Below are 12,257 nucleotides of genomic sequence, written 5' to 3' on the forward strand. Positions count from 1 at the left end.
TTATGGCGTCTACCACACGTATGATCTTGCACGCCGACAATTTGGATGGTGTCATGTTTTGCGGACAGAGTGTCCGCGATTCCGACACTTTCCGGTGCCAGGCTCCAGAGCGGAGGGAGAGGAGGCGGAGGCGAACCCGCGGAGATTCAACGGGTCCGGCAGTCCGGGCGAAGCGACCCCTTTCATGGCACGCTTCGTGCGTACGACAATCGGTGAAACGTCCCGCCGCATGGCGGCCCCCCGGGCTGGGAGCCCGGACATAAGCCCCGGGCACAAGCCCGGAATAAGGACGAACGGGAGGAGAATTCGCGACCGATGAACGCCGCACCGAACGACGACATCATCCTGGAAGCGCGCAATCTGACGAAGGAGTTCAAGGGTTTCGTGGCGGTGAAGGAGGTGAACCTGCAAGTGAAGCGGGGCACCATCCATGCGCTGATCGGCCCGAACGGCGCCGGCAAGAGCACGGTGTTCAACCTTCTGACCAAGTTCCTGACACCCACGCGCGGCCAGATCCTCTACAAGGGCAAGGACATCACCCGCACCAAGCCGGCCGACATCGCGCTGATGGGGATGGTCCGCTCCTTCCAGATCTCGGCCGTCTTCCCGCATCTGAGCGTGCTGGAGAATGTCCGCGTGGCGCTGCAGCGGCCGCTCGGCACCAGCTTCCATTTCTGGAAGTCCGAAGCGACGCTCTACGAGCTGCACGACCGGGCGCTGGAACTGATCGAGGCGGTGAACCTCACCCCCTGGGCCAACCATTTGGCGGCCGAGCTGCCCTACGGCCGCAAGCGCGCCCTGGAGATCGCCACCACGCTGGCGCTCGACCCGGAGGTGATGCTGCTGGACGAACCGCTGGCCGGCATGGGCCATGAGGACATCGAGGGCACCGCGGCGCTGATCAAGCGCGTCGCCGCCGACCGCACCGTTCTGATGGTTGAGCACAACCTGTCGGTCGTCGCCCATCTGTCGGACACCATCACCGTCCTGCGCCGCGGCGAGATCCTGGCGGAGGGGCCGTACGAGGTCGTCTCCAAGAACCCGCAGGTGATGGAAGCATATATGGGGACCGGACATGCCTGACGGTATGCAGACGAAGACCGCCCACACCGGCACGGCGATGCTGGAGATCGCCGACCTGCACGGCTTCTACGGCGAAAGCCACGTGCTGCACGGCGTCAACCTGGAAGTGCGGCAGGGCGAGGTGGTGACGCTGCTGGGCCGCAACGGCGCCGGCAAGACCTCCACCATGCGCGCCATCATGGGGATCATGGGCAAGCGCACCGGCTCCATCCGCTTCCAGGGGCAGCAGCTGATCGGCATGGCCCAGCACAAGATCCCCCGCCTCGGCATCGGCTATGTGCCGGAGGAGCGCGGCATCTTCTCCAGCCTCAGCGTCGACGAGAACCTCACGCTGCCGCCGGTGGTGAAGGAGGGCGGGATGACGATCCCGCAGATCTACGACCTGTTCCCCAACCTGAAGGGCCGCGGCACCACCCAGGGCACGCGGCTGTCGGGCGGCGAGCAGCAGATGCTGGCGATCGCCCGCATCCTGCGCACCGGCGCCACCATGATCCTGCTGGACGAGCCGACCGAGGGCCTCGCCCCGGTCATCATCGAACAGATCGGCGTGGCGGTGCGGGCGCTGAAGGCGCGCGGCTTCACCATCGTGCTGGTGGAACAGAACTTCCGCTTCGCCTCCACCATCGCCGACCGCCATTACGTGATGGAGGAAGGCCATGTGGTCGACATGATCCCCAACGACCAGCTGAACGCCAACATGGACAAGCTCCACACCTATCTCGGCGTGTAGCCCGTCCGGCCTTCCGGCCGTTCCCGGCGCCATTCCCGGCGCCGACGCCGTCCCGCCCCGGTCATGGGCGAGGCGGCTGACGTCCGGAGCTTTGCACGAACACGGATCCGGCTTCCCGCGACGGGGACCGCTCCACAATAAAACCAACAGGGAGAGACCTTTCGATGCGTACGCTTCTTCTCGCCGGCACCGCCTTGCTGACGCTGGCCGGGACCGCGATTCCGGCCGCCGCCCAGGTGTCGGACAACGTCATCCGCATCGGCGTGATGAACGACCGTTCCGGCATCTATGCCGATCTGGCCGGTGAAGGGTCCGCAATCGCCGCGCGGATGGCGGCCGAGGAGTTCGGCAACAAGGTCGCCGGCGCCCCTGTCGAGATCATCGTCGCCGACCACCAGAACAAGGCCGACATCGCCGCGTCGAAGGCGCGCGAGTGGGTGGACACCGGCGGCGTCGACGTGATCGCCGACGTGCCGAACTCCGCCGCCGCGCTGGCGGTGCAGGGCATCACCAAGGACAAGAAGCGCATCTTCCTGATGTCCGGCCCGGGCGCGACGGTGCTGAGCGGCGCGCAGTGCAGCCCCTACGGCTTCCAGTGGACCTACGACAACTACGCCATGGCCGCCGGCACCGGCCGCGCCCTGTACGAGCAGGGCAAGAAGAACTGGTACTTCGTGACCGCCGACTACGCCTTCGGCCAGTCGCTGGAGGAAGAGACCTCCAAGATGGTGAAGTCGCTGGGCGGCAAGGTCGGCGGCGCGGTCCGCCATCCGCTCGGCACCTCCGACTTCTCGTCCTTCCTGCTGCAGGCGCAGGGCTCGGGGGCCGACGTGATCGGTCTGGCGAATGCCGGCGGCGACACCGTCAACGCGGTCAAGCAGGCGGCCGAGTTCGGCATCACCCAGTCGGGCCAGAGCCTGGCCGGCCTGCTGATGTTCATCACCGACGTGAACGCGCTGGGCCTGGAATCGGCGCAGGGCCTGATGCTGACCACCGGCTTCTATTGGGACATGGACGACCAGACCCGCGAGTGGTCGAAGAAGTTCGAGGCCAAGGCCGGCAAGAAGCCGACCATGGTGCAGGCCGGCGTCTACTCGGCGGTGAAGCATTACCTGAAGGCGGTCGAGGCGGCGAAGACCGACGACGCCGACAAGGTGACCGCCAAGATGCGCGAGATGCCGGTCGAGGACATGTTCGCCCGGAATGGCAAGATCGCCGCCAACGGCCGCATGTTCCACGACATGTATCTGGTCCAGGTCAAGACCCCGGCCGAGTCGAAGGCGCCCTGGGATTTTTACAAGGTCGTGAAGACCATCCCGGCCGAGACCGCCTTCCTGGACCCGAAGCAGAGCGGCTGCGCGCTGGTCAAGTAACGGGCGAGGGGGCGCCTGTCGCCCCCTCCCCGACCCTCCCCTGTTTTCAGCCGGCCATGGTCCGCTGAAAGCGGGGGAGGGGACTGGTGATGACGCGGCAGGCGGACCGCAGGTCCGCTGAGAGCGAGGGAGGACAGGTGGGGGCATTCGAAGCCGGAAAATCCCACCCAGAAGAACAACAACCACGAACCGGGAGAGACGCGGATATGTTCAGCCTGCTGGGAGTTCCGCCCCAAGTTCTGTTCGGTCAGCTTCTGCTCGGCCTGATCAATGGTTCCTTCTATGCGCTGCTCAGCCTCGGGCTGGCGGTGATCTTCGGCATGTTGAACGTCATCAACTTCGCCCATGGCGCGCTCTACATGGTCGGCGCCTTCGTGGCGTGGCTGTTGCTGACCTATCTCGGGCTCGGCTACTGGTGGGCGCTTGTGCTGGCGCCGGTGGCGGTCGGGCTGCTCGGCATCGCGCTGGAAAAGACGCTGCTGTCGCGGCTCTACAAGCTCGACCATCTCTACGGCCTGCTGCTGACCTTCGGCCTCGCGCTGATCCTGGAGGGGGCGTTCCGCCACCAGTACGGCGTGTCGGGCCAGCCCTATCCGATCCCGTCGGCTCTCCAGGGCGGGCAGAATCTGGGCTTCATGTTCCTGCCCAACTACCGCGCCTGGGTCGTCGTCGCCTCGCTCACCGTCTGTTTCGGCACCTGGTACGCCATCGAGCGGACGAAGCTGGGCGCCTATCTGCGCGCGGCGACGGAGAACCCGACGCTGGTGCAGGCCTTCGGCATCAACGTGCCGGTGATGGTGTCGCTGACCTACGGCTTCGGCGTGGCGCTGGCCGGGCTGGCCGGCGTGCTGGCCGCGCCGATCTATCAGGTGTCGCCGCTGATGGGCACCAACCTCATCATCATCGTCTTCGCCGTCGTGGTGATCGGCGGCATGGGATCGATCCTGGGCGCCATCGTCACCGGGCTCGGGCTGGGGCTGCTGGAGGGGCTGACCAAGGTCTTCTACCCCGAAGCCTCCAACATCGTCGTGTTCGTCGTGATGGCGATCGTTCTTCTCATCAAGCCCGCGGGCCTCTTCGGACGGGAGCGCTGATCCATGACCGTCGCCAGCAACTCCACCACCATCGGCGCGCGGGGCTCCTCCCGCAGCACCGGCACCGTCCTGGTCACCGTCCTCCTGCTGGCGGTCGCCGTCGCGGCCCCCTTCGTGCTGTATCCCGTCTTCCTGATGAAGGTGCTGTGCTTCGCGCTGTTCGCCTGCGCCTTCAACCTGCTGATCGGCTATGCCGGCCTGCTCAGCTTCGGCCATGCCGCCTTCTTCGGCGGGGCGGCCTACATCTCCGCCCATACGGTGAAGGTGTGGGGCTGGCCGCCGGAGTTCGGCCTGCTCGCCGCCACCGCGGTCGCCGGCGCGATGGGGCTGGTCTTCGGCGCGATCGCCATCCGCCGGCAGGGCATCTATTTCGCCATGATCACGCTGGCGCTGAGCCAGATGATCTTCTTCCTGGCGCTGCAGCTGCCCTTCACCCATGGCGAGGACGGCATCCAGGGCGTACCGCGCGGCGTGCTGTTCGGGATCTTCGACCTCAACCAGCCGCTGACCATGTACTACACCGTGCTGGCGATCTTCCTCATCGGCTTCGCCATCATCTGGCGCACGGTCCATTCGCCCTTCGGCCAGGTTCTGAAGGCGATCCGCGAGAACGAGCCGCGCGCCGTCTCGCTCGGCTACCGCACCGACCGCTACAAGCTGGTCGCCTTCGTGCTGTCCGCCTCGCTGGCGGGCCTCGCCGGCGCAACCAAGGCCATCGTCTTCCAGCTCGCCAGCCTGACCGACGTGACGTGGCAGATGTCGGGCGAGGTGGTGCTGATGACGCTGCTGGGCGGCATGGGCACGCTGCTGGGGCCGGTGGTCGGCGCCGGGCTGGTGGTGACTCTGGGCAACTATCTGGCGGCGACCAGCCTGCCGGTGCCGGTGGTCATCGGCTGCATCTTCGTCGTCTGCGTCCTGGTCTTCCGCCGCGGCATCGTCGGCGAACTGATGCACCGCCTGCCGAAGCGGGGGCACTGAGCCCGCGATCCATTTCCGCGAACTCCCCAGGGGGGACCGGAAGGTCCCCTTCTTTTTTCCGGCCCTCCTACCCGCATGAGTTGCAAGCCGTGAAAAAGAGAAGAGGTATGGCGGAAGTTGTAGAGAGCAGGTCCGGGTTGTCTTTTTAAAAACCGTCCCGGTTTGCGGTGCCGTCAAGCTCTGATCTGATGAACGGGTGCGGATCGACCCCGCGCACCCGCCCGATCCTGTGCGCCTTCCCTTTAATCCGACGGATGGGCTACTATGTTGACCTCTGATATTGTTGGCAAATTGCGTTGCAATGCAGCAGGTACCAAAGCTGGCATCGCAAGGGGCCTCGACACCGGGACGACGAAGATCGGTCCCGTTTGGGAGGGTGACGTGGGCGACACCGTCGATTTCGAAGCGTTGCGCCAAAGGGCGGTACACTCCCTGTTCGAACACCTGGAATCCATGTGCGTCGGTGCCGTCGCGGTTGACCACAATGGCCGCATCGCCTGGATGGACGAGAAGTACAAGGCGCTGCTGGGCGTTCCCGGCGACCCGCGCGGCCGGCAGGTGGAGGACGTCATCCCCAACAGCCAGCTGCGCCGGGTGATCGACAGCGGCCAGCCCCAGCCGCTGGACATCATGGAGTTCGACGACCGGTCCTTCGTGGTGACGCGGATGCCGCTGTTCGGCACCGACGGGTCGATCATCGGCGCCATCGGCTTCGTGCTGTTCGACCGCGCCGAGTATCTGCGCCCGCTGGTCCGCAAATTCGAGAAGATGCAGGAGGAGCTGACCCGCACCCAGCAGGAGCTGGCGCATGAGCGCCGGGCCAAATACTCCTTCTCGCAATTCCTGGGCGCCAGCGAATCGATCCGCGAGATCAAGCGGCTGGGCCGCCGCGCCGCCCAGATGGACAGCACCGTCCTGCTGCTGGGCGAGACCGGAACCGGCAAGGAACTGCTGGCCCAGGCCATCCATTCCGCCAGCCCGCGGGCCGCCAAGCCCTTCGTCGGCGTCAATGTCGCCGCCATCCCGGAAACCCTGCTGGAGGCGGAGTTCTTCGGCGTCGCTCCCGGCGCCTATACCGGGGCCGACCGCCGCCACCGCGAGGGCAAGTTCCAGCTGGCCAACGGCGGCACCCTGTTCCTGGACGAGATCGGCGACATGCCGCTGCCGGTGCAGGCCAAGCTGCTGCGCGTTCTGCAGGAGCGGGAGATCGAGCCGCTGGGATCCAACAAGGTGGTGCGGGTCGATGTCCGCATCATCGCCGCCACCAGCCGCGACCTGCACGCCCTGGTGCGCGAGAAGCAGTTCCGTGCCGACCTCTATTACCGGCTGAACGTGGTGCCGATCACCCTGCCGCCGCTGCGCGACCGGCCGGAGGACATCGAGAGCATCGCCGACCGCATCCTGGAACAGCTGGCGATCCAGCAGGGCACGCCGCCGCGCGAGCTTCTGGAATCGGCGGTGCAGGTGCTGCGCGACTATGACTGGCCCGGCAACGTGCGCGAGCTTTACAACACGCTGGAGCGGGTGGTGGCGCTGACCGACGCGCCGATCCTGACCGCGCCGCATATCCGCAGCGTGCTGCCTGGGATGCAGCATCCGGCTGGCGCCTCGGTCCTGCCGCTGGCGGCGGGCGCGCGGCCGTTGCAGGAGGTGCTGCACGCCGCCGAACGCCACGCCATCGCCGCTGCGCTGGAAGAGGCCAACGGCGTCAAGGCGCGGGCCGCGAAGTTGCTGGGCATTTCGCGCGCGTCGCTGTACGAACGCATGGTGACGCTGGGGCTTGGGGCGACGCAGTAGGCTTCGACACCCGTCGCCAAGCGTAAATTCCGCACAGCGGAACATAGTTTCATTGACGTGCCCTGCGGCCGTTGGCAGGATCGTCCCGTGACGTGTTGCGGGAGGATTTGGTCATGCGCAGGCGCGAAGAGGCTTTGGTCGCCGACGATCTGGCGGACGACGAGAAGGATCCGCGCTTCGTCACCGCGCTGGCCCGCGGGCTGGAACTGCTGCGCGCCTTCCGCCGCAACGAAGCGATGCTGGGCAACCTGGAACTGGCGCAGCGCACCGGCCTGCCCAAGCCGACTGTGTCGCGGCTGACCTACACGCTGGCGAAGCTGGGCTATCTCGCCTACGACCAGAACACCGGCAAATACCGGCTCGGCACCTCGGTGCTGGCGCTGGGCTACGCCTGCCTGTCGGGCATGGGCATCCGGCAGGTCGCCCGGCCGCTGATGCAGGAGCTGGCCGACCAGACCGGGCTTGCCGTGGCGCTGGGCGGGCGCGACCGGCTGAGCATGATCTATCTGGAATGCTGCAAGGCGACCGTGCCGGTCACCCTGTCGCTCGACGTCGGCTCCCACATCAAGCTGTCGACCACCAGCATGGGCCGCGCCTATCTGGCCGCCTTGCCGGAGGAGGAGCGGGCGCCCCTGATGGCGAAACTGGAGGAGCATGAGGGCGAGCGCTGGCCCGAGATCCGCGACGGCATCCAGCAGGCCATCGAGGATTACCGGACGCGCGGCTATTGCCGCTCCATCGGCGCCTGGAAGTCGGAGGTGCATGCCGTCGGCGTCCCCTTCGTGCCGCGCGACGGATCGCAGGTGCTGGTCTTCAACTGCGGCGGGCCGGCCTTCATGGTCGATCTGAAGGCGCTGGAGGAGGAGTTCGCGCCGCGGCTGGTGGCGATGGTCGGGCGGATCGATGCGACGCTGTTCAATGGGTGAATGAAGAGGCGGGGGAGGCCCGTCGCATTCGGATCGGGCGGAGCCGCTTGCCGCCCCGAACGCCCCTCTCCCCTCAGGAGAGAGGGGCTGATGGTCAAGTGCGACGGGGCTGACCGTCACCCCACCTCGACCATCAGCGTGGTCGGGTATCCGGCGTCCTTCATGCGGGCGATCAGCGCGTCGACATGGGTCTGGTTGCGGGTTTCCAGGACCACGTCGACCTCCGCCATCTTCACCGGCACATTGTGGAACAGGCGCTGGTGGTGGACCTCGACGATGTTGGCGCCGGCCTCGCCCAGCAGGCGGGTGACGCGGGCCAGCGCGCCGGGGGCGTCGGTGATGCCGATGCGCAGGCGGACGATGCGGCCCTCATAGACCAGCCCGCGCATCAGCACCTGGGCCATGATGCGGGAGTCGATGTTGCCGCCGGACAGCACGATGCCGACCTTGCGGCCGCGGTAGCGCCCGGGATCCTCCAGCACGGCGGCCAGCGCGGCAGCACCGGCCCCCTCGGCGACCTGCTTCTGCACGGTGGCGAGGCGGTAGACCGCTTCCTCAAGCCGCGCCTCGCCCACCTCCACCACGTCGTCGACCAGGGCGCGGATGATCGGCAGGGTCAGGGCGCCGGGGGCCTTCACCGCGATGCCCTCCGCCACCGTGGCGCCGCCGCAGGTGATCGGCTGTCCGGCCAGCGCCTGCCGTACGGCGGGATAAAGGCTGCACTGGACGCCGACGATCTCCAGATCCGGGCGCAGCGCCTTGGCCGCCGTCGCCATGCCGGCGATCAGCCCGCCGCCGCCGATGGGAACCACCAGCATGTCGAGATCCGGCACGTCCTCCAGCAGTTCCAGCGCCGCGGTTCCCTGGCCGGCGGCGACCAGCGGGTCGTCATAGGGATGGACGAAGGTCAGGCCGTCGCGCGCGGCCAGATCCTGGGCGAAGGCGGCGGCCTCGCTCAGCGTCTCGCCATGCAGTTCGACGGTGGCGCCCAGATTCTCGGTGCGCTCCACCTTGGTGAAGGGGGTGAAGCCGGGCATGACGATGGTGGAGCGGATGCCGAGCCGCGTGGCGTGGCAGGCCACCGCCTGGGCATGGTTGCCGGCGGACATGGCGATGACGCCGGCCCGGCGCTCCGCCTCGCCCAGCGACAGGAGCTTGTTCAGCGCGCCGCGCTCCTTGAAGGAGGAGGTGGCGTGCAGGTTTTCCAGCTTCAGGTGCAGCCGGCATCCCGCCATGTCCCCCAGGCGGGGCGCCGGAACCGTGGGCGTCCGGGGCAGATGCCCCGCGATGCGCGCCGCGGCGGCGCGCACGTCCTCCAGAGTGATTGTCATCGATTGCTTGTCCCGGTGTTGCGTGGTGTGAGTGTCAGCACCTCCGCCCCTGCCGAGATCAGCGTGCCACGGTCGCCGGCCAGACGCAACGCGCCGCCGTCGCGCCACATCTCCACCAGATCGCCCCAATGGCGGGACCAGATGTTGCCGGACTGGCCGGTGGCGATCACGAAGCGGGAGTTGTCCAGGTCGGCCAGATCATAGACCGCGCGGAACCCGGACCCGTGGACATGGCGGAACGGGTTGGCGGAATCGCGGATGGTGGTCGAACCGCGGTTGACGGTGAAGTAATCGCCGTCGGTTTCCACCGACAGGTCGGCCTTCCCGCCGATCAGCGGCAGGCGGCTCAGCATCCGGTGGGCCAGCGCCGCCTTGTGGCCGTCGCCCCAGCGCCAGTTCTTCGGGTTGGAGCCGTGGCGCTCGGCCAGCGCCGCCACCGCGCTTTCCAGCGACCGGCCGATCATGTCGGCGCAGCTTTCCGTCTGCGGGGTGGTGACGTCGTCGCACCACTCCGGCCGGTCATGGATGACGCGGCGCAGCGCCTCCGGCCGCAGATCCCAGTAGGAGGCGAAATCGGTGCCGAGTTCGTCGGCGAAGACCGCCCGCACCAGCTCCCGCAGCCACATGGTGAAGATCAGCGGCTCCGGCCGTTCGCGGTCCATCCGCCCGTCCCAGCCGCGCAACAGCGCCGCGGCGTCGCCGGCGCGGCCGGGGGGCGTCGGGTATTTCAGCAGCTCCGGCAGGAAATCGCGGGCGGGCAGCGAGACGATGTCCATCTGCTGGCGCGCCACGTCCTCGACGGAATGGCTGCCGTCGCCCAGCATCTCGACGATGCGCCTGGCGCGCGAGGGATCCGGCCAGTCGGTGGCGAGGATATAGGGATAGTCGTGCCCGACCACCGCGTTGTTGGCATTGACGAACTGGCCCGACGGCGGGTTCACCGCCTGCGGCAGCGCGTAGTAGGGCAGGAAGCCGGTCCAGTCATACTCGCCGGTCCAGCCGGGAACCGGCACGCGCCCGTCGCCCTTGCGGCGGATCGGCACCCGGCCGGGGGTGATGAAGCCGACCTCTCCGGTCACGTCGGCATAGACGACGTTCTGCTGGGGGGCGACATGCAGCCGCAACGCCTCGCGCGCCGCCTCCGCCGTCTCCGCATGGTTCAGGCGGTACAGCGCCTCGGCGCTGGTGTCGTCGTCGGACAGGCCGGGGAAGGACAGCGCCAGCACCGGGCCGGGCGCTGTCCCGCCGGCCGGCGGGGCGTCCAGGTCGGAGATGACGGGGCCGTGGCGCGTGCTGCGCACGGTCAGCGTCTGCGACGCCTCGCCGGCGACGGCGATGGTCTCGGCCCGCGTCTCGAAGGGTTCGCTGCCGTCGGGGGTCAGGTAGCGGGACGGATCCTGCGGGTCGGGCTTCTCGACGAACAGATCCTGGGTGTCGCTGTGGGTGGTGGTGAAGCCCCAGGCGACCTTGCCGTTGTGGCCGAGGATGGTCAGCGGCACGCCCGGCACGGTGGCCCCGGCGCTGGTGAAGTCCGGCGTCACGATGCGGGCGAGATACCAGAGGATCGGCGCCTCCAGCCCCAGATGCGGGTCGTTGGCGAGGATCGGCTTGCCGGTGGTGGTGCGCGCGCCGGTCAGCACCCATTCGTTGGACGCGGTGTCGAAGCCCATCCGCGGCAGGGCCGCCAGGGTCCGGCGCACCATGTCGCCCATGTCCAGATCGCGCAGCTCGCCGGCCAGCGTGGTGGGCGATCCTGGCGCGTCGGAGGGGAACAGGTCGTCGATCTGCTGCGGCGACAGACGCTCCATCATGCGGGAGCGGAACAGCTCGTCCCGGTAGTTGGCGGACAGCTGCAGCGCCATCAGCTTGGCCCAGACGAGGCTGTCGGCGACGGTCCACGGCTCCGGCGTGTGGCGCAGAAGCTGGAATTCGAGCGGCAGCGCCTCGGAGCGGGTTTCGAGATAGGCGTTCACGCCCTCGGCATAGGCATCGAAGGCTGCGCGGGCGTCGGGCGACAGGGTGGCTGCCATCGCCTCGGCCGAGCGGCGGACGCCCAGCGTGCGCATCAGGCGGTCGGTGCGCAGCGCGAAGTCGCCGTATTTCACGCCGATCAGCTCGGCCAGCCGGCCGGCGCCGGCCCGGCGCATCGCCTCCATCTGCCACAAGCGGTCCTGGGCATGGGCATAGCCCAGCGCGCGGTAGGCGTCGCGCTCGGTCGTGGCGAAGATGTGGACGACGCCGTGGGCGTCGCGGACGATCTCCGCCGGGGCGCCGCTGCCGGGGATGGTGATCGTGCCGCTGGTCTGCGGCTGCTGCGCTCCCATCCACAGATAGGCGCCGAGCAGAGCCGCCGGCGGCACCAGCACCAATCCCCCTGCGACCGCCGCGACCTTGCCCCAGCGCCCGCGCGGCAGGCGGAAGCGCGGACGGTTCGGCGGAGGCGGGGCATAGGGAGGCTGCGTGCCGTAGGCCGGCTGGCCGGCATAGGGCGGAATGGGGGGCGGAACGGGCTGCTGCGGATAGGGGGGCGGGGCGGGCGGATAGCCGCCGGATGGATGGGTGCCGGGCGGGTAACTGCCGGGAGGATAACTTCCGGGGGGATAACTTCCGGGGGGATAACCGCCAGCGGGATAACCGCCGGGGGGATGGCTGTCCGCCGGATGGACCGGCTGCTGCGGCGCCTGCGGATAGGGGACGCCGGGATAGGGTGCGCCTGGATATTGGACCGGTCCCTGCTGCATCTGGTGCGGCGGATAGCCGGCGGGGGGAGGGGCGGCAGGCGGAGGAGCGGGCGGATGAGCGGGGCGGGACAGCGCACGCGCCAGGGCGGCGCGGAGGTGGAAAGCGCAGGTCTCGCCGGCGCGGATCAGGGAACGCAGCATCACGGTCCGTAGGAGAAAATGGGGCGGCGACGGGCGGGGGCCGCCGGAGGCTCGTTCGGGTGG

9 protein-coding genes are annotated in these 12,257 nt (G+C 68.3%); 7 read left to right on the plus strand and 2 right to left on the minus strand.

All coding sequences use genetic code 11. The annotated features are described in order from the left end of the window. The first annotated feature begins 315 nt into the window (after positions 1 to 315). The 7 genes from DM194_RS24400 to DM194_RS24430 all read left to right on the plus strand — a co-directional run bounded on the left by DM194_RS24400 (position 316) and on the right by DM194_RS24430 (position 7,981). The gene (locus tag DM194_RS24400; protein ID WP_111070182.1) at positions 316 to 1,083 is read left to right on the plus strand and encodes an ABC transporter ATP-binding protein; all 768 of its coding nucleotides are present in this window, start codon (positions 316 to 318) and stop codon (positions 1,081 to 1,083) included. Further along, the gene (locus DM194_RS24405; protein WP_111070185.1) at positions 1,076 to 1,813 is read left to right on the plus strand and encodes an ABC transporter ATP-binding protein; all 738 of its coding nucleotides are present in this window, start codon (positions 1,076 to 1,078) and stop codon (positions 1,811 to 1,813) included. Before DM194_RS24400 ends, DM194_RS24405 begins: the two co-directional genes overlap by 8 nt. A gap of 164 nt (positions 1,814 to 1,977) precedes the next feature. Then, complete coding sequence (locus DM194_RS24410) at positions 1,978 to 3,186, plus strand: ABC transporter substrate-binding protein (RefSeq protein WP_111070188.1); 1,209 nt, start codon at positions 1,978 to 1,980, stop codon at positions 3,184 to 3,186. Positions 3,187 to 3,392: 206 nt separating this feature from the next. Next, complete coding sequence (locus DM194_RS24415; protein ID WP_111070191.1) at positions 3,393 to 4,280, plus strand: branched-chain amino acid ABC transporter permease; 888 nt, start codon at positions 3,393 to 3,395, stop codon at positions 4,278 to 4,280. 3 nt (positions 4,281 to 4,283) lie between these two features. Then, positions 4,284 to 5,258, plus strand: a complete 975-nt coding sequence (locus DM194_RS24420; protein WP_111070198.1) for a branched-chain amino acid ABC transporter permease — start codon at positions 4,284 to 4,286, stop codon at positions 5,256 to 5,258. Positions 5,259 to 5,639: 381 nt separating this feature from the next. Further along, a complete protein-coding gene (locus tag DM194_RS24425; RefSeq protein ID WP_246024576.1) occupies positions 5,640 to 7,055 on the plus strand; it encodes a sigma-54 interaction domain-containing protein in 1,416 nt (471 codons plus the stop codon). A 113-nt stretch (positions 7,056 to 7,168) separates the two neighbouring features. Further along, entirely contained in the window at positions 7,169 to 7,981 is an 813-nt protein-coding gene (locus tag DM194_RS24430; protein ID WP_111070201.1) for an IclR family transcriptional regulator, read from the plus strand. Positions 7,982 to 8,097: 116 nt separating this feature from the next. Here the strand turns inward: DM194_RS24430 and DM194_RS24435 are convergent, their stop codons facing one another. Next, positions 8,098 to 9,312, minus strand: coding sequence for a threonine ammonia-lyase (locus DM194_RS24435; protein WP_111070203.1), 1,215 nt, complete (start codon positions 9,310 to 9,312; stop codon positions 8,098 to 8,100). Next, complete coding sequence (locus DM194_RS24440) at positions 9,309 to 12,194, minus strand: penicillin acylase family protein (protein ID WP_246024577.1); 2,886 nt, start codon at positions 12,192 to 12,194, stop codon at positions 9,309 to 9,311. The genes DM194_RS24435 and DM194_RS24440 overlap by 4 nt, the downstream gene beginning before the upstream one ends. Positions 12,195 to 12,257 lie beyond the last annotated feature (63 nt).

It is taken from the genome of Azospirillum ramasamyi (assembly GCF_003233655.1).
Lineage (GTDB): Bacteria > Pseudomonadota > Alphaproteobacteria > Azospirillales > Azospirillaceae > Azospirillum > Azospirillum ramasamyi.

What these genes read in the sequence shown, in the direction of transcription:
- DM194_RS24400 (WP_111070182.1), top strand. Translation starts at nt 316, where the DNA reads ATGAACGCCGCACCGAACGACGACATCATCCTGGAAGCGCGCAATCTG.
- DM194_RS24405 (WP_111070185.1), top strand. Translation starts at nt 1,076, where the DNA reads ATGCCTGACGGTATGCAGACGAAGACCGCCCACACCGGCACGGCGATG.
- DM194_RS24410 (WP_111070188.1), top strand. Translation starts at nt 1,978, where the DNA reads ATGCGTACGCTTCTTCTCGCCGGCACCGCCTTGCTGACGCTGGCCGGG.
- DM194_RS24415 (WP_111070191.1), top strand. Translation starts at nt 3,393, where the DNA reads ATGTTCAGCCTGCTGGGAGTTCCGCCCCAAGTTCTGTTCGGTCAGCTT.
- DM194_RS24420 (WP_111070198.1), top strand. Translation starts at nt 4,284, where the DNA reads ATGACCGTCGCCAGCAACTCCACCACCATCGGCGCGCGGGGCTCCTCC.
- DM194_RS24430 (WP_111070201.1), top strand. Translation starts at nt 7,169, where the DNA reads ATGCGCAGGCGCGAAGAGGCTTTGGTCGCCGACGATCTGGCGGACGAC.
- DM194_RS24435 (WP_111070203.1), bottom strand. Translation starts at nt 9,312, where the DNA reads ATGACAATCACTCTGGAGGACGTGCGCGCCGCCGCGGCGCGCATCGCG.
- DM194_RS24440 (WP_246024577.1), bottom strand. Translation starts at nt 12,194, where the DNA reads ATGCTGCGTTCCCTGATCCGCGCCGGCGAGACCTGCGCTTTCCACCTC.